Origin of the sequence: Hypericibacter terrae, assembly GCF_008728855.1 — a bacterium.
In the GTDB taxonomy this organism is placed as follows: domain Bacteria; phylum Pseudomonadota; class Alphaproteobacteria; order Dongiales; family Dongiaceae; genus Hypericibacter; species Hypericibacter terrae.
On record NZ_CP042906.1, the window covers coordinates 40,672 to 62,744 of the forward strand.

Consider the following 22,073-nt stretch of genomic DNA (forward strand, 5'->3'; position numbering starts at 1 on the left):
ACGCCCTTTCCCGCTCATTCCCCCATCTGCAGCAGTGCGCCGCGTTCGCGGGCGGAGCGGAAGGCGATGAGATACACGCCGAGGCCGACCAGGATGTAGATGACGTTGAGGCCGACCGCGCCCCAAAAGAGGGCGAGGTTGAAATGCTGGTGGAACAGCACCTCGCGCATGCCTTCGAACACATGGGTCGAGGGCAGGCACCAGGCGATCGGCTGCAGCCAGGCGGGCAGCACCGTCACGGGGTAATAGATCGCGCTGATGGGGGCGAGCAGGAAGATGATGAACCAGACCAGGTTCTCGGCCCCCAGCCCGTAGCGCATCAGGAGCGAGGTCGAGAGCATGCCGATGCCCCAGGCCATCATCACCAGGTTCACATAGAAGGCCAGGAGCGGCAGGCCCATGTCGAAGATCGAGAATTTATAGAGCAGGATCGCCAGCACCGCCGCCGGCAGCACGCCGATCAGCGTGCGCACCACGCTCATCGCCATCAGCGCCAGGATATGCTCCGCCGGTCGCAGGGGGCTGACATAGAGGTTGGCGAGATTGTGCGCCCACATCTCCTCGAGGAAGGAGAGCGAGAATCCGAGCTGGCCGCGGAACAGCACGTCCCACAGCATCACGCCCGCCATCAGCACGCCGAAGGCCTGCGCCACATAGGAGGTCTGGGTATAGAAGAACTGCGAGACGAAGCCCCAGATGATCATCTGCATGGTCGGCCAATAGGCCATCTCGACCAGGCGCGGCCAGGAGCTGCGCAGCACATAGAGGTGCCGCAGCAGGATGGCGCCAATGCGGCGCGGCGAGAGCGCGAAATCCTGGAGGGTCATGCTCATGGCGGTCAGCCCGCTTCCGGCTTGGCTTCTTCGGCGGGCGCCGCCACGCCATGGCCGCGCTCGCGCGCGATGTCGAGGAACACTTCCTCGAGATTGGCGCGGCCATAGCGGCGCAGCAGATCGACCGGCTTGCCGCGATCGACCACGCGGCCGCGGCGCATCATCAAGACCTCGCTGCAGAGCCGCTCGACCTCCGCCATGTTGTGCGAGGCGAGCAGGATCGTGGCGCCGGTCTCCTTGCGGAAAGTTTCGAGATAATGGCGGACCCAGTCGGCGGTGTCGGGGTCGAGCGAGGCGGTGGGCTCGTCGAGCAGCAGCAATTCGGGACGGTTGAGGAGCGCCTTGGCCAGCGCCACCCGGGTCTTCTGCCCGGCCGAGAGCTTGCCGCAGGGCCGGTCCATGAACTCGCCCAGCGCCAGCTCCTCGCCCAGCTCGGCGATGCGCCGGGTCGGATCGGCGACGCCATAGAGCGTGGCGAAGACCCGCAGATTCTGGCGCGGTGTCAGGCGGCGCGGCAGGTCGACATAGGGCGAGGAGAAATTCATGCGCGCCAGCACCCGATAGCGGTGCTTGAGCATGTCCTCACCCAGGATACGGATGCTGCCGGAAGTCGGGATCAGAAGTCCCAGCAGCATGGCGATGCTGGTGGTCTTCCCGGCGCCATTGCCGCCCAGGAGGCCGATGACGGTGCCTCCGGGTGCCGAGAAGCCGAGCTCATCGACAGCGATCACGGGGCCGAAGCGCTTGGAGAGCCCTTCGACGAGAATGACGGGTTCGGACATGCGAGATCGCACTATGCCGCGATTCGGCGACTCCGGCTAGGCATGGCTACGGAAATTTCATCCTGGCCGGCGTCAGTCGGGGCTGGGCGGCATTGCGATTCAGCCTCGTGCGGGGTCAAATGGTGCCGCCTCACGCCCTCCTTTGGCCCCCGGCGCCGGGTAATTCGCCCATGAGCCTTGTCTTGCGGACGCTGCTGCTGACGGCCTGTCTCTGGCTCGTGACAGGCCTCCCCGCAGAGGCCGCGTCTTGCGGCTCGCCGGCGATCGACCATGCGGCGGCCAAGGTCCGGGAAGCGCGGGTCGCTCTCGGGGCGCTGCCCATCTACGAGAATTCGGGGCCGACATCCCTGACGCCGCAGGCGCAGGCGGTCATATCGGAGATGAAAGCGCATCTTCGCGACTTCCTCGACGCCTATATGCGCTGCCTCCCACCGAACTTCGATACGGCCAGCACGCAGGACGACCTTGGCCAGCGGTTCGAACAGCGGGAGGTCGAGCCGATCGGCCCGGTCCATTACGGCGACCATCTGACCTTCACGATGCAACGGCCCGCCGGCCACCCCGATCTGGTGGCGGTCACGGCGAGCTTCGCGATCGAATGCGGCACCGATACGGTCCTCTTTCTCTTCTCGTCCGAGGGCGGCTCGTGGACCGAAATTCTGCGATGGCAGAGCCGTCCCTATCCCGAGATCAATGGCGCCTTTGCTTCCTTCAGCTATGGCGTCTCGCCACCCGACGAATCGGGCCATTGGTTCGTGGTCACGAAGACAGTCGCCCCCTGGTGCAGTTCGACCTGGTCGGTCATTCGCTACTCGGTCTTGCGCCCGCGAGCGGATCGGGTGACGCCGCGGGTGATCTATGACGCCGAAGATCCGATCTGGTGGGGCGGCGAGGATTTTGGACGGCTGAATGTGGACCGCGACTCGTTCGATCTTCGCTTCCACGCCGACAGCATCGATCTCGGCATCCATAGCCGGCTGTGGATCCGGCATTTCGCGGTCGAGGGCGACGAAGTCCGCCGCGTCGCCCCCATTGCCCTCTCGCCGCGCGACTTCGTCGATGAATGGATGACGTCGCCCTGGAACCAGGCCTCGTCCTGGTCGAAGACGGAAGCGAGACCCGCACTGAAGTCCTGGCATGAACGCCTGCAAGCCCTGCGTGCGACGGAATATTACGAGTATGGCGCCATTCAGCGCTGCGGCGATGGCACGGCGCGTTACCAGGTCGAGCTCAAGTCGGACGATCCGAGCAGCGACGTCTATTTCCGGCTGGAGGGATCGCCCTCGGCGTTCGACATGATCGCGGTCGGCGCCAAGCCCGATCCGCGCTGCGGCGGCCCGAATCTTTTGGACAGCATGGCGACCCAATAGGGGCTCCCGTCGGGTCTTGCGGTGCGGGCGCGTCTGGTCTTTCCTGGCCCGGTCATGACCGCCGAAACCACACTGACCTCGGGACGTGCCGGACGGGTCCTGGGCCGGCGCGACCATAGCGGCCCGGCCGTGGGCGGCCGGGTCCGGCGCGGGACGCTCAACACCATCCGCTGGGTGGCGATCCTGGGCCAGCTCCTGGCCCTGTTCTTCACCCATTTCGGCCTCGGCTACGAGCTGCCCCTGGGTTGGGCGCTCTGCGCCGTCGGGACCTCGGCCCTGGTCAATCTCTGGGCCAGCCGGCGGGGCCGTGCCTCCTCGCGCCTGTCGGATCGCGAGGCGGCCCTCTATCTGGGCTTCGACCTGGTCGAGCTGGCGGCGCTGCTCTATCTGACCGGCGGCCTCAACAATCCCTTCGCCATCCTGATCCTGGCGCCGGTCACGGTCTCGGCCGCGACCCTGTCGCGGGCGACCACGGCGGTGCTGGCCGTCCTGGCGGTGGTCGCGGTCGTGGTGCTGTCGCTCTGGCATCTGGCGCTGCCCTGGCCGACGCCGGGCTTCAGCCTGGAGCCGGTCTTCATCCTCGGGCTGGCAGCGGCCCTCGCCCTCTCGACCCTGTTCGTCGCCATCTATGTCTTCAGCGTCGCCGAAGAGGCGCGGCGCATGTCCCACGCGCTCTCGGCGACGCAGATGGCGCTCGACCGCGAGCAGCAGGTCTCGGCCCTGGGGGCGCTGGCCGCCGCCGCCGCCCATGAGCTCGGCAGCCCGCTCGGCACCATCGCCGTCGTGGCCAAGGAGCTTGCGCGCGATCTGCCGCCCGACAGCCCGTTCAAGGACGACGTGCAGCTGCTGCTGAGCCAGAGCGAGCGCTGCCGCGGCATCCTGGCGAGCCTCGCCGCGAAGCCGGAGGTGGGCGGCGGCACGCCGTTCGACGCCGTCGGGGTCAAGCAGCTGATCGAGATGACCGCGGCCCCGCATCGCCGCCACGATGTGGACCTGACCATCCAGGAACTTGTTCTCAACAGCGACGGCAATATGGTGGCGCCCAAGGTGCCGCGGCGGCCCGAGATCCTGCATGGTCTCGGCACCCTGTTGCAGAACGCCATCGAGTTCGCCCGTTCCCAGGTCGAGGTCAAGGCCTTGTGGCGCGACGGGCAGCTGACCATGACCATTGCCGATGACGGGCCGGGCTTTCCCTCCGACCTGTTGGGCCATCTGGGCGAGCCCTATCTATCAGGGGGCGACCAGGGCCGGGGCGGGGAACATATGGGGCTCGGGATCTTCATTGCCGAGACCCTGCTGGCGCGGACCGGCGCCACGGTCAGCCTCGCCAATCGACGCGAGGGGGGCGCCCAGGTTACCATCGAGTGGCCGCGCGGCCCGCTTTCGGATACGGACTAGAATCCGGGCTCGCGGACCCCCATCTCGACGCCAATGCGTCTCGAGGAGTTGTTCATGACCGATAAGCCCGTCTCCGCCGCCAGCCCCGCCGAGGTTCCGGCCGGAGAGCGAACCCTGCTCCTGGTCGACGATGACGGCCCGTTCCGGCAACGGCTGGCGCTCGCCATGGAACGGCGCGGTTACGACGTGGCCCAGGCCGACAGCGTCGCGGCTGGCATTGCCGCCGCCAAGGCCCGGCCCCCGCTCTTCGCCGTGGTCGATCTGCGGCTGGGCGACGGATCGGGGCTCGATGTGGTGACGGCGCTGCGCGACGCCCGGCCGGAAACGCGGGTGGTGGTGCTGACGGGCTACGGCAATATCGCGACCGCGGTCGCGGCGGTGAAGCAGGGCGCGCTCGATTACCTGCCCAAGCCCGCCGACGCCGACGCGGTCGAATCCGCGCTCCAGCAGCAGGGCGACGCGCTGCCGCCGCCGCCCGAGCAGCCGATGACCGCCGATCGTGTGCGCTGGGAACATATCCAGCGCGTGTTCGAGCAGTGCGATCGCAACGTATCCGAGACGGCGCGCCGCCTGCGCATGCATCGGCGCACGCTCCAGCGCATCCTGCAGAAATACGCCCCGCGGACCTGACGCTTTCTTCATCCCCTTCCCTTGCGGGAGGGGGTAGGGGGAGGGGTCGCCGCGATGTTCATGGCATGGCGAAACGCGAAGCTATTCCTTGCTTCGCTTGCGACCGGCATCCCCTCCCCGCTCGCTACGCTCGCCGCCCCTCCCGGCCGCGGGCTTTGCCCGCTGATTCTCTTAGATCGCCGGCGAAGCCGGCAGGGAAGGGGCTGAAGTTGAGCTGTGACGGCGGAGTGTTCGTGCTCCGATGGATTTCTAACTAGGACGCCTGTCGCTGCGACGGCGCTGCGGCGGGTGCAGCGGCAGGCGCGTTGGCGGCGGCCGGTGCCGCTGCGGCAGGGGCAGCGGCTGCGCCGCCGGTGGCGCGGGCGCGCATCATGCCGTCGAAATGATGGCCCTGATACATGGTGATGCCGAGCTTCTGCCCCAGCTCGAGGCAGATTTCGGTTTCGCAGCGCGACAGGATCACGCGATCGCGGCCGATCCGGTCGATCGCCTCCTGGACGTCGCGGGCGACGCGGTTGTCGAGGTTGGTGGAGAGATCGGGGGTCCATTCGAGCTTGACCAGATCGACGCCGAGCCGTTCGCGGTCCACCATCGGCAGCAACAGCGGCTTCACGCCGTCGATGCAGATCTTGTAGCCGCGCTCCTTCAGCCATTCTCGCGCGAAGATGTAGGAGCCCGGATCGGCATAGATGTCGATCTGCTGCAGCTCGATGACGGCGGCGCTGGCGCGTTCGGCGCCCACGATGCGGTCGAACTCCTGGAACTCCGGCGACAGCACGGTCGCGACATTGAGATTGAGCGAAAAGCCACGCTTCGGGTCGATCTCGCCCTTGCTCTTCAGCAGCGCCAGGACGCGCTGGTCGAGCAGGCGGGTCAGGTGCTGGAACAGCCAGCGATCGGCGGCGATATCGACGCCCGGCATCACGGCGCGGCCGAGCTCGGCGATCGACACGAAGATCTCGAGCAGCAGCGGCTCGATCTGGCGATTCTCGATCGCGAGACAGATCGGCTGGCGGCGGACCAGCGGCGAGAGATCCGCGGTGGCGATGGTCTGTTCGATCTGGCCGAGGCGGCGGGGATCCAGCGGCTCGGCCAACGGCTTGGGCTTCGCGTCGCGCTGGACGGCGGCGGCCTTGCGCTTCGTCAGCGCGTCCTCGGCCGCCTTCTTCAGGTCGGCCCAGTCGGTCTCGAGATTGAACCAGTGGCAGAACCTGTCTTCCTCGGTGCCGGCATGGCTCAGCAGCGGATCGAGACTGAAGAGATAGCGCAGCCGCGTCACCGGCTCCTCGAGCTCCTCGATGGTCGCGCCCTTGGTGATGAAGACGTAGTCGCCGGCCGCGAGCCGGAACAGCGCGCTCTCATGCTTCTTCGCGAGCTTGTCGAAGCAGGAGGCCGCGATGCGGAAATGATGCTCGCGCCGGTTATAGGGACGCAGCTCCGACAGATGCACGATGACCGCGCGCCGGCCCTCGGTGAAGCGCTCCAGCCTTCCCACATAGTCGAGGAGCGCCTGCTCCTGATCGACTGTCCTGTTGTCCCGCACGCGATCGTTCATGGTCTCTCTCTGAATGTCATGTCGCCGCGCCCCGGCTGCGCAAGAGCTCAGGCGGGGCGGTGCAACCACCAACCGGTGTCGTTGACCGAATAGACGGGCTTGTAATGCTTGATGCTGGAGGCCGGCACGACCTTCTGAATCTGATTGTCGAGCACCATCGGCGTGCCGTCGACATAGACGACCAGGATGGCGTGGCCGAGGCCGAGATTGAGATCGTTCAAGGCGACGATGCGCATCTGGTCGGTCGATACGCCGGAATCGCGCAACGCATAGAACTTGGCGATCGCGTAATCCTCGCAATCCCCGTTCTTGCGCAGGAACTCGAACGGCGTCGCCCAGTAGTCGGGCTTGCCCCAGTTCACCTGATCGAGAATGTATGGATGCGCGTTCATCATGCTGTTGATCGTTCTCAGCTTGGTCTTGAGGTCCAGATCCTTGGTCTGGGCGATGATGCTCTTCCAGAGCTTGGTATTGCAGAGCGCCGGCGGGCAGCCCGCCAGCTCCTTCGCGAACCGATCCATCACGCCGGTCCATTTCGGGAACTGCTTGAGGCTGGTGCCGTGAAGCTCCTTGGTTCCAAAAAAGGACGGGGTGAAACCCGCCGCATGGGCCGTTGGGCCGACAGCCAATAACGCGAAGGCGATGATTCCGAAAAGGAGGGCCAGGGCATCGCGCCGAACCCTCCGGATCGCACCAATCATGACCGAACACCCCGGTTGTACCGATCTAGGCCCGCTCGATGCTAACCGGGCGATCTCGGCTATAGCTTGAAGGGACGTGCTTAACGCGTGCTTAATTGCTATGAGTCTACCGATCCCCAGAAGAATTGTCCGCGCCGGGCTGGTTGATTATCCCGGGCGGAGCTAAATTGGACCTGTAGATCTACGAACTGGGGCAACAGGGCCCCTTGTTCCAGTGCGCCCGGCGGGGTTGCTGCATTGTTCGCGCCGCCTTCTTCGAGGCGGCGGGCGGCCTGGGCAAATGTGAGGAGAAGATCCGTTTGTCAGACATCGAAGCGAGAGCCGCCGGGCAGCGACGCAAGGCGGGGGTTACCCTTGCGATCGGCCTGATCGTCCTGCTGGCGGTTGCGGTCGTCGGTGTGCTCCTGGTTTTACGGTTCGTTGAGGATCAGCGCCAACAGGACCTGCTCGCCTGGCAGACCCGGCTGAGCATCATCGCCGACAGCCGCAAGGCGGACGTCGAGGCCTGGATCACCCGCCAGCTCGACGATGTCAGCAGCCTCGCCAACAATGCCTCGCTGCAGCTCTATATGGCCCAGCTCCTGACGGGCGGTACTCCGGACGAAAACGGGGGCGACAATACCGGCGAGACGCCCTTCGAGGCCGACTATCTGACCAACCTGCTGACGGTGGCGGCGGAACGCGACGGCTTCGCGGCGCCCAAGCCCACCGAGGTCAATGCCAATGTGGCGCTGCCGGCCGTGGCCGGCATGGCGCTGGTGGACAAGGACGGCAAGGTCCTGGTGGCCACCCCGGGCATGCCGCCGATCGAGGGTGCGCTCAAGGACTTCGTTCTCAACCTCAAGCCCGGCACCCGGGGCGTCATGGATATCTTCATCGATTCCACGGGCGAAGCGGCCATGGGCTTCGCCGCGCCGGTCTATGGCGTCCAGGCGGACACGACCTCGCAGGCGCTGGGCCTGGTGGTCGGCGTCAAGCAGGTGGCCAAGGAGCTGTTCCCGCTGCTGCGTCAGCCGGGCGAGACCATGAAGACGGCGCGCGACGTGCTGGTGCGCAAGGTGGGCGACGACACGGTCGAGTACATCTCGCCGCTCGAAGATGGCACGCCGCCCCTGGGCCTGCGGCTCAACAAGAACACCCCCGAGCTCGACGCGGCCCTCGCCGTCGTCGCGGCCAGCGGTTTCGCGCTGCGGCGCGACCATGCCGGGAGGGAGGTGCTGGCGGCGACCCGCGGTGCCTTCCGCGACGTCCCCTGGGCCCTGATCTACGAGGTCGAACGCAAGGAAGCGCTGGCCGACAGCGACGCCCGCGCCTCGCGCCTGCTGGTCATGCTGCTGCTGGCGGTGGGCTTCGTGGCCGTGACCCTGCTCGCCGCCTGGTGGCTCATCTCCTCGCGGCGCTATGCCGAATCCGCCGAGCGCCACCGCGCCACGGCCGAACGGCTCGAATCGCAGCGCCGTCTGCTGCGCCTCGTCACCGACAGTCAGCCGACCGAGATCGCGATCTTCAATGCCGACAACAAATATCGCTTCGCCAACAAGGCGGCGGCCGACCGTACCGGGCTATCTCCGGACGATCTGGTCGGCAAGCCGCTCGAGAATGTGATCGGGCCGGCGGCGGCCGAGCCGATCGAGGCCCTCAACAAGAAGGCGCTCGAGGCCAACCAGCCGGTCGAGGAGACCCGCAAGCTGCCGACGGGCCGCGTCCTGCATTCGATCCATGTGCCGGTACCCGCCAGCGCCGGCGAACCCGCGGGCGTGCTGGTGACGCATGAGGATCTGACCGATGCCTTCCGCGAGCGCGAACGGCGTGAACGGCTGCAGGACCAGCTCGTCAATGCGCTGGTCGGCGTGGTCGATCGCCGCGATCCGTTCTCGGCCGAGCATTCCACGCGGGTCGGCAAGCTGGCGCGTGAGATCGCGACCGAGATGGGCCTGACGCCCGTGCAGATCTCGACCGCGCAGACGGCCGGTCAGTTGATGAATCTGGGCAAGATCCTGATCGATCCGGCGCTCCTGACCAAAGGTGCCAACCTCACCGAGGATGAGCGCCAGCAGATCCGGCGCGCCATGCTCGCCTCGGGCGACCTGCTGCAGGGCGTCGAGTTCGATGGACCGGTCTCGGAGACGCTGCGCCAGGCGCTGACGCGCTGGGACGGCACCGGCGTGCCCGCCGGGCTCAAGGGCGAGGATATCCTGCCCACCGCGCGCGTCATCGCCGTCGCCAATGCCTTTGTCGGCATGCTGAGCGCGCGCGCCCATCGTTCGGCCTTGACGGTGGACGATGCGATCAATGCGATCATGCACGACGTCGGCAAGGCGTTCGACCGTCGCGCCGTCGCGGCCCTGGTCAATTACATGGACAACCGGGCCGGCCGCGCCGAATGGGTGCAAGGAGCGGGCGCAAGCTGACCCAGAGGACGCACCTTCCCGCCGGCCGGCGCATTTATGCGATCGGCGACGTGCATGGTCGCGCCGACCTCCTCGCCATGCTGCAGCGGCGGATCGCGGCCGACCTGGAGCGCCATCCGATCGCGGATCCGCTCCTGATCTGCCTCGGCGACTATGTGGATCGGGGCCCGGATTCGGCGGGCGTGCTCGATCTGCTGCTCGGCGAGGCGCCGGCCGGCATGAAGCGCATCGCGCTCCTGGGCAATCACGAAGAACTGATGCTGCGCTTCCTGGTCGACGACAGCGCGGGTCCGGTCTGGTTCGCCAATGGCGGCGACGCGACGCTCGAGAGCTACGGGGTCGATGCGCTCGATTCCTACGACCGGGCGCGCCGCCAGTTCGAGCGGCTGTTCCCCGCTCGTCATCGCGCGTTCCTGGAATCACTGCCGATCAGCCATAGCGAGGGCGACTATTTCTTCGCCCATGCGGGGGTGCGGCCGGGAACGGCGCTGGGCGACCAGCGGCGCGAGGATCTGCTGTGGATCCGCGGCGAGTTCCTGCGTTCCGAGGCCGATCACGGCAAGGTCGTGGTCCATGGCCATTCGATCGCGGCCGAGCCGGAGAGTCGGCCCAACCGGATCGGGATCGATACCGGTGCCTATGCCTCCGGCCGGCTGACCTGCCTGGTGCTGGAAGGCGAGAAGCGGCGCTTTTTCGTCACCTGACCGCCGCTTCCTTGCCACCGCCGGGCGGGGGGCGGGAGTGCTACAAAGTCGGGCCGCCGCGCCGGGTTTTAACCGGGCGACAAGGCCGGTTTGTTACAAATGATGAATTGGGCGTAAAGGGAGTTTCGGAATCATGATGTTGCGCAAGCGCATTCTCGTCACCGGCGGGGCGGGGTTTCTGGGATCGCATCTGTGCGAACGCCTGCTGCGCGAAGGCGCCGACGTGCTCTGCGTCGACAATTTCTTCACCGGCACCAAGGACAACGTCGCGCATCTGCTGGACAGCCCGAACTTCGAGCTGATGCGTCACGACGTGACCTTCCCGCTCTATATCGAGGTGGACGAGATCTACAATCTCGCCTGCCCGGCCTCGCCGATCCATTACCAGCATGATCCGGTGCAGACCACCAAGACCTCGGTCCATGGCGCGATCAACATGCTGGGCCTGGCCAAGCGCCTCAAGGCCAAGGTGTTCCAGGCCTCGACCAGTGAGGTCTATGGCGATCCCGAGGTGCATCCGCAGCCCGAGAGCTATCGCGGCAGCGTCAATCCGATCGGCCCGCGCGCCTGCTATGACGAAGGCAAGCGCTGCGCCGAGACGCTGTTCTTCGATTATCACCGCCAGCATAACCTGCGCATCCGTGTGGCCCGGATCTTCAACACCTATGGCCCGCGCATGCATCCCAATGACGGCCGTGTGGTCTCGAACTTCGTGGTCCAGGCGCTGCGCGGCGAGCCGATCACGATCTTCGGCGAAGGCCGCCAGACCCGCGCCTTCTGTTATGTCGACGACCTGATCGAGGGTTTCATCCGGCTGATGGCGGCGCCCGACGAGCTCACCGGGCCGGTCAATCTCGGCAATCCCGGCGAGTTCACCATTCGCCAGCTGGCCGAGATGGTGATCGAGCAGACCGGCTCCAAATCGAAGCTGGTGTTCCACCCGCTGCCCGCCGACGACCCGCAGCAGCGCCGGCCCGACATCACGCTGGCGCAACAGAAGCTGGGCTGGCAACCGACGGTGCCGCTGAAGGAAGGGCTGACCAAGACGATCGCCTATTTCGACGGGCTCCTGGCGCGGCTGCCCAACCACGTCTTCCAGCGATAGGAAGAGCGCTCCATCAAGAGCGCGCCTTCACCTCCAGCCGCGCCAGGAATTTCGCCTCGTCGATGACGAAGCGCTCGTGATGGCCGCGGCCGATCACGTCCTTGTCGTCGCGGGCCTCGACCTTGAAGCGCAGGCGCTTGCCCTCGACCTCGACGAGCTCGACCTCGACGGTCACGGTCATCCCGATCGGCGTGGCCGCTTCATGGCTGAGATCGACGTGGGTCCCGACCGTGCGCTGGCCCGGCCCGAGATGGGCTTCGAGGGCCGCCACGCAGGTCTCCTCGACGAAACCCACCATGAAGGCGGTGGCGAAGACCGGCGGCATGTCGTGGAAATGCCGGAAGGAAGGCGACACGCTCGGCACCGTCAGGCTCGCATCGACTGTGACGCTCTCGCGATGGCGTAATCCGATCGGGGGCATGGGCATGCTATCGATCCTCGGTCTGGCTGCTGGGCCTTTTTGGCGCCGGGTGGATGAGCGGCATCAAGTCGTCCCACAGCAGCACGATATTGTCGGAGCGCCAGATCGGCCCGGGATCGGTGTAATGCCCTGCGACCCGCCCTCCGAGCGACTGGTAGAACCCGATCGCCGCCTCGTTGCCGGCGACCACCCCGAGGGCTGCGCCGCGGTAATGCCGGCGGGCCAGATGCTCGGCCAACGCCGCCAACAGCCGACGGCCGATACCCTGCCGCTTGGAGTCGGGGTCGACATAGAGAGACTTTATCTCGCCCCGGTCGCCGAACGCGGCTTCGCATGGCGCGCCGGCAGCGCCGATGCCGACGAGCCGGTCCCTTCGAGTTGCGAGCAGAACCGCTTGCTGCGGGTTCGGCGCCGAGAGCATGGCCGTCCATCTGCCGAAACGATGCGCCTCGTCCAGCTTGCGGAAGGCTTCGACAGGCGCCAGGGCCCGGTAGGTGTCGCGCCACGCCGCGACATGGAGTCTGGCGATGGCCTCTGCATCGCCGACCGTCGCTGGCCGCACCGCGATATCGCTCATGCGTACGGGCATCCTGTCCGGGGAAAGGTGCTACTTCGTGAAATCGAGGTTGGCGGGATTGCTGCCGCAGACCAGCACCGCGACGCGCTCGCCCGCTTGCGGCCGGTAGCGGCCCGACAGCAGCGCCGCGAAGGCCGCGGCTCCGCCGGGCTCGGCCGCGAGCCGCAGGATGCGCCAGAGGGCGGTTTGCGCCTGCAGGATCGCCTCGTCGGAGACCAGCACCACCTTCTCGACATGGCGCTTGGCGATCGGGAACATCAACTGCCCGACACGCCGCGGCGCCAGCGAATCGGCGGCGACGCCGCCGGCTTCCGCATCGACCGGCTCGCCCGCCTCGAGCGCGCGATAGAGCGTCGGCGCCGCTTCGGGTTCGACACCCACGACTTTCACGTTCCCGCCGAACCAGGCGGCGATGCCGCCGATGAGACCGCCGCCGCCCACGGCAACCAGCAGCGTGTCGATCGCGGGCGCCTGTTCCTCGATCTCGAGCCCCACGCTGCCCTGGCCCATCAAGGTCTCGCGCTGGTCGAAGGCATGGATCGGCATCGCGCCGGTGCGCGCGACCCAGGCCTCGCTCTCGGCCAGCGCATCCGCATAGCGTTCGCCGCCGACCACGAGGTCGGCGCCATAGGAGCGGATGCGCTCGATCTTGGAAGGCGAGGCCACGCGCGGCACGAAGATCTTGGCGGGGATGCCTCGTTTCATCGCGGCATAGGCGACGGCCGCGCCGTGATTGCCGCCCGAGGCCGCCACGACGCCCGCCTTCGGAACCTCGCGCAGCAGCAGGCTGGCGAAGGCGCCGCGCGGCTTGAAGGAGCCGGTATGCTGCAGGAGCTCGAGCTTGAGCTGCAGGGCGCCGGCATCGAGCCCGAAATCTCCGCTGTCCACGCTCATCACCGGCGTGCGGCGGATATAGGGCGCGATCAGTTGGGCCGTCGCTGCGATTTCTTCGCGAGAGACCGCGAGTTTGGAGCTGTCCGTCATCGGGGATCCGCCAGGGAATGTCACGCCATTGGGAGGTTTCGATCTTACAGGGTCAGCTCCCAGGTTTCGCTGACAAGATCATGGCCGAAGCTGCGATGGGGCTCGGACTCGATCAAGCGGAATCCCGCCTTCCGGTAGAGATGCCGGGCCGCGGCGAGGTTGGCGTTGGTCCAGAGCCGCACCCGGCGGTAGCCGCTGCGGCGGGCGAAGGCGAGGCATTCGTCGATCAGCCGCTGGCCCAGCCCCAGCCCGCGGGCCGAAGGTTCGACCAGCAGCAGACGGAGCTTGGCCACGTCTTCGGATTCCCGCACCAGGAAGATCGAGCCGAGAATCCGGCCGTCGCGCTCGGCGATCCAGCAGCGCTCGCGCGCCGGCTGGAAGTTCCTGATGAAGCCGGCCGCGATCTCGGCGACCAGAGCCTCGAAGCTTTCGTCCCAGCCATATTCCGCGGCATAGAGCGCGGCGTGACGATGCACCACCCAGCCCATGTCGCCCGGGCGATGCGGGCGCAGGATGTAGCCGGGCTCCGCCGGCGCGCCGTCCGCGTCGGCGGGGCTGTCCCCGCCCAGCACGCCCTCGATCTGATCCATCGCGCGTTCGAGCCGGGTCTGCTGCGGCTCCGGCAAGGGCTCGAGCAGCGCCGCGATCTGCTGGCGGGTGGTTCGCTCCAGGCCGGCAAAAGTCCGGCGCCCCAGCGCGGTCAGCGTGAGCCGGCGCTGGCGCGCATCGTCGGCCGAGGCGACGCGGGCGAGGAGGCCCTCATTCTCGAAGCCTCGCAGGATGCGGCTGAGATAGCCCGGATCGAGACCCAGATCCCTGACCAGATCGGAGGCCGTCGGCCGTTCGCGATGGGCCAGCTCATAGAGGACACGGGCCTGGGTCAGGCTGTAGGGGCTGTCCAGCAGCCCCGCGCCCAGCACGCCGATCTTGCGGGTGTAGAAGCGGTTGAAGCGACGGACCGCCTCGACCCGGCGATCGAGATCGGCCGGCAGCGCCATGGGAACCTCCCGTCTCAGGACGCCGCATGGTTCGGCATATAGTTGACTCCGTCAACTATATTGTTGAGCCTCGCCGGAGGCGGGCCCGGGCGCCGACTCATCTGGCGGGGCAGACCGCGGCGCCGGCGTCGGGCGCATCGAGCGCCCGGGTCATGATGGTGTTGGCGCGCTTCTTCACATAGGGCCCCGGATTGGCGGCGTTCCACTCATCGGGGTTGGGCAGCACGGAGGCGAGCAGGGCCGCCTGATAGCGCGAGAGCTCGGCCGCGCTCTTCTTGAAGAAGCGCTGCGAGGCGGCCTCAGCGCCGTAGATGCCGGGGCCGAACTCGATGACGTTGAGATAGACCTCCATGATCCGCTGCTTGCCCCAGACGAACTCGATCAGGATCGTGAAATAGGCCTCGAGCCCTTTGCGCACCCAGTTGCGGCCCGGCCAGAGAAACACGTTCTTGGCAGTCTGATTGGAGATGGTCGAACCGCCCCGCAGGCGGCTCGACCCCGCCTCGATCTTGTTCCAGGCGGCCTGGATCGAGGTCCAGTCGAAGCCGTGATGCTCGCAGAAATGCGCATCCTCGGCGGCGATGACGCTGCGGATGAGATCGGGTGAGATCCGCTCGATCGAAGTCCAGTCCTTGTGGATGCCGCGCCCTTCGATCAACCCATCGATCATGAGGATGGTGACCGGCGGCGGCAGCGACTGGTAGATGACAGTGAGCCCGATCGAGAGCGCGAAGAAGCCGGCAGCGATTCGCAAGGACCAGCGCCAGAGGCGGCCCGGCAGCGAGCGGCGTCGGCGCGGCGTCGCGGACGCCGGGCCTGCTTCCGGCGTCACCGCCGCGTCTCGCGCTTCAAGGTCACCGTCTCCCACCGCCGCCGCTGACTCCTGCTGGCCCCGGGGCAATCTACCGGCCGGCATGCGAGACTGCCAACACGCAAGCGCGGGCCGGCGCGGCGGCCATGCCCAGGGCGTGAAGAACCACCCCCAACCGTCATCCTCGCTTTCGAGCGTGTGAAAGAATCGAGCGATGCATAAAAACTCCGCGCCCCCTCCCCTTGCGGGAGGGGGTAGGGGGAGGGGTGATGCCGCATGAGGTCATGGTAGCAAGTATCGAGCGCGGTCCGCTCGTGTTCGCCCGTCCGCAGCTTAGCCCGAGCCTGCTGCTTTCAGAGCGTTGATCAATCGTAAGTGTGGCCGTCATCGCGCCTATGTCACCCCTCCCCCTACCCCCTCCCGCAAGGGGAGGGGGCGAGAGTATTTCTGATGCCCTCTTACGGCATCATTCGATTTCCTCATACGCTCTGCGGGGCTGAATGCACCATCGTGGACAATACCGAGACCCCTCGGGCAGAGTCCGGACCCGGCAGCCATGGCACTTTCCGATCCCGAAATCGCGCTCAAGCTGGCACGCGGCGTCAGCCGGTTCCTCGAGAATCTGGGCTACGGCACCGTGATCGAATTCTCGCTCGCCACCGGGCGGCGCGCGGATGTGTTCGGCGTGAACGAGCGCGGCGAGACCGTCATCGTCGAGGTCAAGAGCTCGCCGGTCGATTTCCTGACCGACGACAAATGGCCCGACTATCGCGAGTTCTGCGACTATTTCTATTTCGCGGTGGCGCTCGATTTCCCGCGCGAAATCCTGCCGGCGGACTGCGGGCTGATCGTGGCCGACGCCTACAGCGCCGAGATCCTGCGGGCGAGCGACCTCATCTCGCTCAATGCCAGCCGGCGCAAGGCGCTGCTGCTGCGTTTCGCGCTCACCGCCAGCACCCGGCTGCGCCGCCTGCTCGACCCGGATATCTAGCGGCTCGGTGGCTTCTCCGTTCCCGACAACGCCGCGGCACGCTCCAGCAACGCGACGACCTCCGCGTCGTCCATCTGATGGAAATCGGCGTAATAAAAACCGATGGCGCCGAAATCCAGCGGTTGCGTCAGGCAGACGACTTCGTCGCATTCCGGCGCGAGTTCGGCGATGGTCTCCGGCGGCGCGACCGGTACCGCGAGCACGAGCTTCGCCGGTTTCTGGCGGCGCACGGCACGCAGGGCCGCACGCGCCGTGGCGCCGGTGGCGATGCCGTCATCGGCGAGGATGACCGTCTTTCCCGCGAGCACCGGGTGGGTCCGCCCAGGCAGGTAAAGCCCGCGCCGCCGCGCGATCTCGGCCAGTTCGCGCCGCGCGGCCCGTTCGAAGAAATCGGCCGACAGATCGAGCGCCGAGGCCACATCCTCGTTGATGACGATTTCCGGACGTTCGCCGTCGACCACGGCGCCCGCGGCCAGCTCCGGCTGATCTGGCGCGCCCAGCTTTCGCACCAGGACAATGTCCAACGGACAGCCCAGCGCGACCGCGATCTCGTAGCCGATGGGGACGCCGCCGCGCGGCAGCGCCAGCACAACCGGCGACTTGTCCCGGAAACGCTCGAGGGCCGAGGCCAGCCGGCGGCCCGCATCCTGTCGGTTGGCAAAGGCCATGTCGGGGTTCTGTCGCCTCGTCATCGGGAGTCGAGAATGAGATTAAAGACCGCCACCCATGTTTCAGTCTTCGCCGGATCGGGCGTCAATGCGTTGACATGAGTCAAAGGGCCACGCTAGGGAAGTTAACTTAGTGGGTGTGAGTCCGTTATCGCCAGGGGAGAGTGCCGATGCCGAGGGTGGGTTTCGCGACGCTTTGCGTCGCCGCGGGCGTCCTATGGTCCGGTGTGGCGCTGGCCGCACAGACGCCGGTCGAGGCGGGGCGCAAGGCGACACTCGAACTCGAATACACGATCGAGGGCAAACTCTCGGTCAAGGGCGAGGCCGGGCAGTCGACGGAATGGCGCGTGCTGCGGCAACTGACGATGAGCCTCGAGCTGGTCGCCGGCAAGCTCTCGCCGGCCAGCGTCGTCGATACGCAAGTCCAGGCCCAGCAGACCGAACAGGGGACGGCCCTGGGCCAGCAAAGCCAGCAGGCGATGACCAACAACGCGCCCCTCATGGACCAGATGCAGGCGGCCGTGGAGGCCTGCGGCGACGATGAAGCCTGCGTCGAGGCCTATGTGATGAAGCTGTCCCAGGACCCGCAATTGCAGCAGATGAGCAAGGATGTGGGGCAGATGCAGCAATCCGCGAACAGCTACAACCAGGCCAACCCGCCTCGCTTCCAGCAATGGAACGTGCTGTCGGCAAACGCCTTGTCCGGCACCTACAAGTTCGAGGAATGGCGCAAGGACGTGGTCTACGATCCGATCTGCGGCGCGACCGCCAATCTCTGCACCTCGACACGCGAACGCAAGGCCGCGGGGAAGATCGGACCGAACGACACAGCGGCCGGCGGCGCGCCCACGGTCGAGGTCGACACGCTCCAGGACAAGATCAGCGTGATGCTGACGTCGCCGATCTTCGTCCCGACCATTCCGCAGGTCACGCAGGACGGGCCCGGAGAGGTCCAAATCCAGTTTCTGCCCTATAGCGACTCCGACTATCAGCCGGCGCTCAAATATCTGGCGATCCCCCTGAAAGGCTCCTTCGCGAACCAGAAGGGTAGCGGCAGTGTGAAATTCGCCGAGCTGGAGGATTATCGCGGACCGCTGAAACTGACGGTGCGCTGGCATTTTCAGGTGAAATAGCCGGCCCGGGCCGCGGTTCGAAATCCTGTCCTAAACCGTCGGGCTTTCTTTTAACCATGGCATCGTCCCGCACGGCTCGGGTTGAAATGCTCTGTTGAAGCGGCGCCGAAGCGCTACCATGTCAAATCCATAGGGGGAATTGTCGCAACCGATCCAAGGAGGTCATGCCACCGCCTGTCTGCCGCCTCTGAGGCGGTCGCCAGCCGAGCCGGCGAGCGCCATGTTCGTTGCAGTCGCGAAGGGAGAGTATCGATGGATGAAACGCCGTCGCTCACGATCAGCTTTCGCAATCTCGAGCCCTCGCCGTCCCTGGAGACCGAAGTCCGACGGCGGGCCTCCAAACTGATGAAGATCGGACGTGAGCGATTGATCGCCTGTCACGTCGTGATTTCGGCGCCGAACCGGCGCCGCCAGCAGGGCAAGCTCTATGCGGTCAATCTGCGCCTGGAGCTGCCGCGCGGCAGCCTTCCCATCAATCGCAACCCGCCGATGGATCACGCGCATGAGGACGCGCATGTCGCGATCCACGATGCATTCGATGCGGCCTTGCGCCGGCTCGCCGAGTTTCGCCGCCGCATCAACGGCCGCGTCAAAACTCATGCGGCAAAAAGTCCGCATGCGCGCGGCGCGCGCGACAGCCATGCGGAGGAACCGGAATCCTGAAGCTCGAAGGGTTCGAGGGTCGCGCCTAAGTCGCTGCGGCGCTGGCGAATTTTACGGCGTGATCCGTATCTCGCAGAATAATTTGTGATTCGTAGGGACTTCGGCTAGCCGTTCGGTTGGTCTTCCAATCGCGCGCCCGCTCGCCATATGGCGGTTTAATTATTTGGCAAAGCTGGGCAATTCGATTATGCCCTGCGGCCTTCCCGTTCCTTAAAGGATTCGGACCCGATCGATCATGCGATATGCGCGTCACATCACTCTGGTTCTGCAGGATCGCGACAGCGACCGGCCTGCCGAGCTCGACCTTGCCGTCATGAAGAATTTATTGGCCCAGGAGCCGATCGTCTCCCGGACCGAAGCCGCCGGCCGGATGCTGATCTACAGCCTCGATCTTGGCACCGAGGCCAACGAGAACCGGGAGACCCCGTCGCGACCGACCGGCAGCGACCGCGCAAAGGCCTGACGGCCGCGAAGGTCCCGCCGCCTCTTCGCGCTCCGCCCTTCGCAGACTCAGTTCTCCGCCCACATGCGCAACAGGTTCATGTGGATCTTGATGAGCTGCTTGGTCTCCGGCGCGTCGGGCGCTTCGCGGTTGCGGGTATCGGCCGCTTGCGACAATTCATAGAGCAGGTTGCGCTGGTGCGGATCCTTGACCAGGCTCTGGATCCAGAGGACCGCCGCCAGCCGCTCGCCGCGCAGGATCGGCTTGACCTCGTGATAATAGATGGTCGGGTAGAGCACGGCGTCGCCCGCCGGCAGCTTCGCTGTCTTCGTGCCGAACTCGGTCTCGAGCGACAGCTCGCCGCCCTCATAGCTGTCGGGATCGGACAGGAAAATCGTCATCGAGAGATCGATGCGCATCCGGTCCTGCCGGCCCATCACCGCATTGTCCATATGCATGCCGTAATGCATGCCCACGCCATAGCGGCTATAGACCGGCCGGGTGATCGTCTTGGGCCGCGCGGCGGCATCGAGCGTCTGGTTGCGGGCGAGCGCCGCCATCACCAGGCGATCGAGCTCGGCCTTGGCGGGGAAGCGGAAATCCAGCTCCTCATTGGCCTTCTGATTGCGGCCGAGATTGCCGGCGGAGGCTTTGCCGTCCTGGAATTGGCCGCTGCGCAGAACGCCCACGATCTGTTCGCGCTCGGACGGCGTCAATATCTGCGGCAGCCAGAACAGCATCTCGAACGTCCCTCTTCGCTGCGGCCGGGGCTTCCCTGCCGGTTCCGTCGTTCGTCGAACCTCTCATGGCACAGAAGCGCGCCGCAATTCCAGTCCGCCCGCGCCAGGTTCCCGGGCGCTTCTACCAGCCGGTGCCGGCCGGTTGCGCGCGCAGCGACATCAGGTAGGCGACGATGGCATCGAGCTCGCCTGGTTCCAGCGGCTCTTCCGGCATCGGGTCTCGGGGGGCATGCATGTATTTCCGGAAGTAGGCATCGTCGCGGCCCTCCTGATGCGCCGCCAGCCAGAAGCTCGGTGCCTTCACGTCGGTGTTACCCGTCTCCGTTTCGACCGTCACCGGCGGCGGAATCGCCTGGTCGCCGCTCACGCGATGGCAACCGGAGCAATAGCTCTTGGCCAGGGCCAGCCCGCGATTCGCGAGCGCCGAATCCGCGGCTGCGGCGGGACCGGCGGCGAGCAGGGCCGCTCCCAGGATCGTCATGGCAACTAGGCGCAATGGGTCCTCCAACAGCGAGAGCGGGAATGCAAGAAAGCGCCCCCCGGGCGGCATTGTCCAGAGCTGCGCGGGCTCTTCCTCATGGTGTCGACGCCAACGCCTCGTGCGCCGCCGCGACGGTTTCGGTCAACGGACCCGCGGCGCCGAGGATGCGCCAGGTCATGGGTCCGGCGGATCGCTCGAGCTGCCGTCGCAGCACCAAGGCGTCCGCGTCGGAGGCATCGCCGCGCCGATCGCGAACGCGGGCCTCCAGGATCGCTGCCGGGGCCTCCAGCCACAGCCCCGTGAAACCAACCGCGGCTCGCCGCGCGACCTGCTCGATGTGATCTCGTTCGGCGGGATCGCCGAAGACGGCGTCGGCGATGACGACCGAACCCGCCGCGATCGCCCGGGCGGCATCGCGCGCGAGATTCTCATAGACCTCCCGCGTGACCGCCCGGTCATAGGCGTCGGGCGGAAGCCGCGTCTCCGGCGCCACCCCTCTCAGTCGTTTGCGGATCACGTCGCTGCGCAAGACACGGGCGCCGGCGGCCGGATCCAGGGCCGGCGCCAGCCCATAGGCGAGCGTCGATTTGCCGGTGCCGGAGAGACCGCCGATCGCGATCAGCCTGGGCTTCGACGGTTCCAGCAGCCGCAGCGCCAGATCGAGATAGCGGCGCGATTGATCGCGCGAGGCCTCGGCCTGGCCGCCCTGGCCCTGGCGGCGCGCGATCGAGGCCGCGACATGGGCGCGGATGACGGCGCGCACGGCCATGAAGAGCGGCAGGGCGGCGCGGCCTTCCTCCGTCTCGCCGCGGTCGAAATAGCGGTTGAAGACCCGGTTCGCCAGATCGCGCGCCCCGCGATGCTCGATATCCATCAGCAGGAACGCCAGATCGTAGAGCCGGTCGATGGTGGCAAGCTCTTCCGAAAACTCGATCGCATCGAACAAGGTCGGCCGGCCTTGCCAGAGGCAGATGTTCCGCAAATGGAGGTCGCCATGGCCGCGGCGGATGAAACCGTCGGCCGCGCGCCGGTCGAGCAGGCCGGCGACGGATCGCAGGGCCTCCTCGCTTCGCCGGTTCACGCGATCGATCGCGGCGGACGCCAGTACCCCTTCGGCGGCGGCCTGTTGCAGCTCCCGCAGATTGCCCGACATGATGCGGGCGAAGCGCGCGGCGCCGTCGGCCGTCTTCACCGGCGCCAGCGATTGGTGGAATTCCCAGACGATGTCGGTCAATTCCTGCATCAGCGCCGGCGTCAGGCGGCCTTCGCCCGCCATCCGGTCGAACAGCAGGCTCTGATCGAAGCGCTCCATCTCGACGACCCACTCCACGACCTCGCCATCGCCGTCGAATCCGAACCTGCCGTCGGGCCCGCGCGTGATCTTGTGGAGGCCGAGATAGATCCCGGGCGCGGTGCGGCGATTGACGGCGAGCTCGGTGCGGCAGGCCCGCTCGCGCAACGCCAGCGTCGAGAAATCGAGATAGGCGAATCGAATCGCGCGCTTGAGCTTGAAGGCGCGGTCGCCCGCGAGGAACACCGAGGCGCCATGCGTATCGATGCGCTCGATCGGCGTGCCCGGCGGCAGGCCATGGCTCGCCGGGTCGGCGAGAAAATCGATGACGGGCTGTTGCGGCTCAGGCATCGGCACCTGTCGCTCGGCGGCGCGGGCTCGGCC

The 22,073-nt window shown here is 66.7% G+C and carries 23 protein-coding genes; 10 read left to right on the top strand and 13 right to left on the bottom strand.

Features of this window, described 5'->3' with window-relative positions:
* Nucleotides 1–14: 14 nt before the first annotated feature.
* Together FRZ44_RS00185 and FRZ44_RS00190 are read right to left on the bottom strand one after the other, a co-directional pair.
* On the bottom strand, nt 15–833 hold the full coding sequence (locus FRZ44_RS00185) for an ABC transporter permease (RefSeq protein WP_318526385.1): 819 nt from the start codon (nt 831–833) through the stop codon (nt 15–17).
* Between the two features lie 5 nt (nt 834–838).
* The gene (locus FRZ44_RS00190) at nt 839–1,615 is read right to left on the bottom strand and encodes an ABC transporter ATP-binding protein (protein ID WP_151175282.1); all 777 of its coding nucleotides are present in this window, start codon (nt 1,613–1,615) and stop codon (nt 839–841) included.
* A gap of 170 nt (nt 1,616–1,785) precedes the next feature.
* On the opposite strand from FRZ44_RS00190, the gene FRZ44_RS00195 reads away from it, so the two are divergent.
* Genes FRZ44_RS00195 through FRZ44_RS00205 form a run of 3 tightly spaced genes read left to right on the top strand, consistent with a single transcriptional unit; the run spans nt 1,786 to nt 5,013 of the window.
* Nucleotides 1,786–2,985 (top strand): hypothetical protein, encoded by a 1,200-nt coding sequence (locus FRZ44_RS00195; RefSeq protein WP_151175283.1) that lies wholly within the window; start codon nt 1,786–1,788, stop codon nt 2,983–2,985.
* 54 nt (nt 2,986–3,039) lie between these two features.
* Entirely contained in the window at nt 3,040–4,383 is a 1,344-nt protein-coding gene (locus tag FRZ44_RS00200) for an ActS/PrrB/RegB family redox-sensitive histidine kinase (RefSeq protein ID WP_151175284.1), read from the top strand.
* Nucleotides 4,384–4,437: 54 nt separating this feature from the next.
* Nucleotides 4,438–5,013, top strand: a complete 576-nt coding sequence (locus FRZ44_RS00205; RefSeq protein WP_151175285.1) for an ActR/PrrA/RegA family redox response regulator transcription factor — start codon at nt 4,438–4,440, stop codon at nt 5,011–5,013.
* A gap of 253 nt (nt 5,014–5,266) precedes the next feature.
* On the opposite strand, the gene FRZ44_RS00210 is transcribed toward FRZ44_RS00205, so the two are convergent.
* Both FRZ44_RS00210 and FRZ44_RS00215 read right to left on the bottom strand, forming a co-directional pair.
* On the bottom strand, nt 5,267–6,568 hold the full coding sequence (locus FRZ44_RS00210) for an EAL domain-containing protein (protein ID WP_151180090.1): 1,302 nt from the start codon (nt 6,566–6,568) through the stop codon (nt 5,267–5,269).
* A gap of 47 nt (nt 6,569–6,615) precedes the next feature.
* Nucleotides 6,616–7,269, bottom strand: a complete 654-nt coding sequence (locus FRZ44_RS00215) for a transglutaminase-like cysteine peptidase (protein WP_151175286.1) — start codon at nt 7,267–7,269, stop codon at nt 6,616–6,618.
* A 299-nt stretch (nt 7,270–7,568) separates the two neighbouring features.
* On the opposite strand from FRZ44_RS00215, the gene FRZ44_RS00220 reads away from it, so the two are divergent.
* The 3 genes from FRZ44_RS00220 (at nt 7,569) to FRZ44_RS00230 (ending at nt 11,489) form a co-directional block, all read left to right on the top strand.
* Nucleotides 7,569–9,680: an HD domain-containing phosphohydrolase gene (locus FRZ44_RS00220; protein WP_151175287.1), complete on the top strand. Its 2,112-nt coding sequence runs from the start codon at nt 7,569–7,571 to the stop codon at nt 9,678–9,680.
* Nucleotides 9,653–10,384: a metallophosphoesterase family protein gene (locus FRZ44_RS00225; RefSeq protein WP_151175288.1), complete on the top strand. Its 732-nt coding sequence runs from the start codon at nt 9,653–9,655 to the stop codon at nt 10,382–10,384. Before FRZ44_RS00220 ends, FRZ44_RS00225 begins: the two co-directional genes overlap by 28 nt.
* Before the next feature lie 133 nt (nt 10,385–10,517).
* The gene (locus FRZ44_RS00230; RefSeq protein WP_151175289.1) at nt 10,518–11,489 is read left to right on the top strand and encodes a UDP-glucuronic acid decarboxylase family protein; all 972 of its coding nucleotides are present in this window, start codon (nt 10,518–10,520) and stop codon (nt 11,487–11,489) included.
* A 13-nt stretch (nt 11,490–11,502) separates the two neighbouring features.
* On the opposite strand, the gene FRZ44_RS00235 is transcribed toward FRZ44_RS00230, so the two are convergent.
* From FRZ44_RS00235 to mtgA, 5 genes are all read right to left on the bottom strand, one after another.
* Nucleotides 11,503–11,916, bottom strand: a complete 414-nt coding sequence (locus tag FRZ44_RS00235) for a thioesterase family protein (RefSeq protein ID WP_151175290.1) — start codon at nt 11,914–11,916, stop codon at nt 11,503–11,505.
* Between the two features lies 1 nt (nt 11,917).
* The gene (locus FRZ44_RS00240; RefSeq protein WP_151175291.1) at nt 11,918–12,487 is read right to left on the bottom strand and encodes a GNAT family N-acetyltransferase; all 570 of its coding nucleotides are present in this window, start codon (nt 12,485–12,487) and stop codon (nt 11,918–11,920) included.
* A 30-nt stretch (nt 12,488–12,517) separates the two neighbouring features.
* The gene (locus FRZ44_RS00245; protein ID WP_151175292.1) at nt 12,518–13,471 is read right to left on the bottom strand and encodes a threonine/serine dehydratase; all 954 of its coding nucleotides are present in this window, start codon (nt 13,469–13,471) and stop codon (nt 12,518–12,520) included.
* Nucleotides 13,472–13,515: 44 nt separating this feature from the next.
* Nucleotides 13,516–14,469: a bifunctional helix-turn-helix transcriptional regulator/GNAT family N-acetyltransferase gene (locus FRZ44_RS00250; protein WP_151175293.1), complete on the bottom strand. Its 954-nt coding sequence runs from the start codon at nt 14,467–14,469 to the stop codon at nt 13,516–13,518.
* Between the two features lie 97 nt (nt 14,470–14,566).
* A complete protein-coding gene (mtgA, locus tag FRZ44_RS00255; protein WP_225308473.1) occupies nt 14,567–15,301 on the bottom strand; it encodes a monofunctional biosynthetic peptidoglycan transglycosylase in 735 nt (244 codons plus the stop codon).
* 535 nt (nt 15,302–15,836) lie between these two features.
* On the opposite strand from mtgA, the gene FRZ44_RS00260 reads away from it, so the two are divergent.
* Entirely contained in the window at nt 15,837–16,271 is a 435-nt protein-coding gene (locus FRZ44_RS00260) for an MmcB family DNA repair protein (protein ID WP_151175295.1), read from the top strand.
* Here the strand turns inward: FRZ44_RS00260 and FRZ44_RS00265 are convergent.
* Complete coding sequence (locus FRZ44_RS00265) at nt 16,268–16,939, bottom strand: phosphoribosyltransferase (protein WP_151175296.1); 672 nt, start codon at nt 16,937–16,939, stop codon at nt 16,268–16,270. The genes FRZ44_RS00260 and FRZ44_RS00265 overlap by 4 nt on opposite strands.
* A 170-nt stretch (nt 16,940–17,109) precedes the next feature.
* Between FRZ44_RS00265 and FRZ44_RS00270 the strand changes: the two genes are divergently transcribed.
* From FRZ44_RS00270 to FRZ44_RS00280, 3 genes are all read left to right on the top strand, one after another.
* Nucleotides 17,110–18,072: a hypothetical protein gene (locus FRZ44_RS00270; protein WP_151175297.1), complete on the top strand. Its 963-nt coding sequence runs from the start codon at nt 17,110–17,112 to the stop codon at nt 18,070–18,072.
* A gap of 252 nt (nt 18,073–18,324) precedes the next feature.
* Complete coding sequence (locus FRZ44_RS00275) at nt 18,325–18,735, top strand: HPF/RaiA family ribosome-associated protein (protein WP_151175298.1); 411 nt, start codon at nt 18,325–18,327, stop codon at nt 18,733–18,735.
* Between the two features lie 235 nt (nt 18,736–18,970).
* Entirely contained in the window at nt 18,971–19,198 is a 228-nt protein-coding gene (locus FRZ44_RS00280; protein WP_151175299.1) for a hypothetical protein, read from the top strand.
* A 47-nt stretch (nt 19,199–19,245) separates the two neighbouring features.
* On the opposite strand, the gene FRZ44_RS00285 is transcribed toward FRZ44_RS00280, so the two are convergent.
* The 3 genes from FRZ44_RS00285 to FRZ44_RS00295 all read right to left on the bottom strand — a co-directional run bounded on the left by FRZ44_RS00285 (nt 19,246) and on the right by FRZ44_RS00295 (nt 22,040).
* On the bottom strand, nt 19,246–19,917 hold the full coding sequence (locus tag FRZ44_RS00285; protein ID WP_151175300.1) for a Fe2+-dependent dioxygenase: 672 nt from the start codon (nt 19,915–19,917) through the stop codon (nt 19,246–19,248).
* Between the two features lie 121 nt (nt 19,918–20,038).
* Complete coding sequence (locus tag FRZ44_RS00290) at nt 20,039–20,398, bottom strand: c-type cytochrome (RefSeq protein ID WP_191908327.1); 360 nt, start codon at nt 20,396–20,398, stop codon at nt 20,039–20,041.
* A 94-nt stretch (nt 20,399–20,492) separates the two neighbouring features.
* Nucleotides 20,493–22,040: a bifunctional aminoglycoside phosphotransferase/ATP-binding protein gene (locus tag FRZ44_RS00295; RefSeq protein WP_151175302.1), complete on the bottom strand. Its 1,548-nt coding sequence runs from the start codon at nt 22,038–22,040 to the stop codon at nt 20,493–20,495.
* Nucleotides 22,041–22,073 lie beyond the last annotated feature (33 nt).

Excerpts from the sequence above, each read along its gene's own strand:
- FRZ44_RS00185 (WP_318526385.1), bottom strand. The coding sequence starts at position 833 with ATGAGCATGACCCTCCAGGATTTCGCGCTCTCGCCGCGCCGCATTGGC.
- FRZ44_RS00190 (WP_151175282.1), bottom strand. The coding sequence starts at position 1,615 with ATGTCCGAACCCGTCATTCTCGTCGAAGGGCTCTCCAAGCGCTTCGGC.
- FRZ44_RS00195 (WP_151175283.1), top strand. The coding sequence starts at position 1,786 with ATGAGCCTTGTCTTGCGGACGCTGCTGCTGACGGCCTGTCTCTGGCTC.
- FRZ44_RS00200 (WP_151175284.1), top strand. The coding sequence starts at position 3,040 with ATGACCGCCGAAACCACACTGACCTCGGGACGTGCCGGACGGGTCCTG.
- FRZ44_RS00205 (WP_151175285.1), top strand. The coding sequence starts at position 4,438 with ATGACCGATAAGCCCGTCTCCGCCGCCAGCCCCGCCGAGGTTCCGGCC.
- FRZ44_RS00210 (WP_151180090.1), bottom strand. The coding sequence starts at position 6,568 with ATGAACGATCGCGTGCGGGACAACAGGACAGTCGATCAGGAGCAGGCG.
- FRZ44_RS00215 (WP_151175286.1), bottom strand. The coding sequence starts at position 7,269 with ATGATTGGTGCGATCCGGAGGGTTCGGCGCGATGCCCTGGCCCTCCTT.
- FRZ44_RS00225 (WP_151175288.1), top strand. The coding sequence starts at position 9,653 with ATGGGTGCAAGGAGCGGGCGCAAGCTGACCCAGAGGACGCACCTTCCC.
- FRZ44_RS00230 (WP_151175289.1), top strand. The coding sequence starts at position 10,518 with ATGATGTTGCGCAAGCGCATTCTCGTCACCGGCGGGGCGGGGTTTCTG.
- FRZ44_RS00235 (WP_151175290.1), bottom strand. The coding sequence starts at position 11,916 with ATGCCCATGCCCCCGATCGGATTACGCCATCGCGAGAGCGTCACAGTC.
- FRZ44_RS00240 (WP_151175291.1), bottom strand. The coding sequence starts at position 12,487 with ATGAGCGATATCGCGGTGCGGCCAGCGACGGTCGGCGATGCAGAGGCC.
- FRZ44_RS00245 (WP_151175292.1), bottom strand. The coding sequence starts at position 13,471 with ATGACGGACAGCTCCAAACTCGCGGTCTCTCGCGAAGAAATCGCAGCG.
- FRZ44_RS00250 (WP_151175293.1), bottom strand. The coding sequence starts at position 14,469 with ATGGCGCTGCCGGCCGATCTCGATCGCCGGGTCGAGGCGGTCCGTCGC.
- FRZ44_RS00260 (WP_151175295.1), top strand. The coding sequence starts at position 15,837 with ATGGCACTTTCCGATCCCGAAATCGCGCTCAAGCTGGCACGCGGCGTC.
- FRZ44_RS00265 (WP_151175296.1), bottom strand. The coding sequence starts at position 16,939 with ATGGCCTTTGCCAACCGACAGGATGCGGGCCGCCGGCTGGCCTCGGCC.
- FRZ44_RS00270 (WP_151175297.1), top strand. The coding sequence starts at position 17,110 with ATGCCGAGGGTGGGTTTCGCGACGCTTTGCGTCGCCGCGGGCGTCCTA.
- FRZ44_RS00275 (WP_151175298.1), top strand. The coding sequence starts at position 18,325 with ATGGATGAAACGCCGTCGCTCACGATCAGCTTTCGCAATCTCGAGCCC.
- FRZ44_RS00280 (WP_151175299.1), top strand. The coding sequence starts at position 18,971 with ATGCGATATGCGCGTCACATCACTCTGGTTCTGCAGGATCGCGACAGC.
- FRZ44_RS00285 (WP_151175300.1), bottom strand. The coding sequence starts at position 19,917 with ATGCTGTTCTGGCTGCCGCAGATATTGACGCCGTCCGAGCGCGAACAG.
- FRZ44_RS00290 (WP_191908327.1), bottom strand. The coding sequence starts at position 20,398 with ATGACGATCCTGGGAGCGGCCCTGCTCGCCGCCGGTCCCGCCGCAGCC.
- FRZ44_RS00295 (WP_151175302.1), bottom strand. The coding sequence starts at position 22,040 with ATGCCTGAGCCGCAACAGCCCGTCATCGATTTTCTCGCCGACCCGGCG.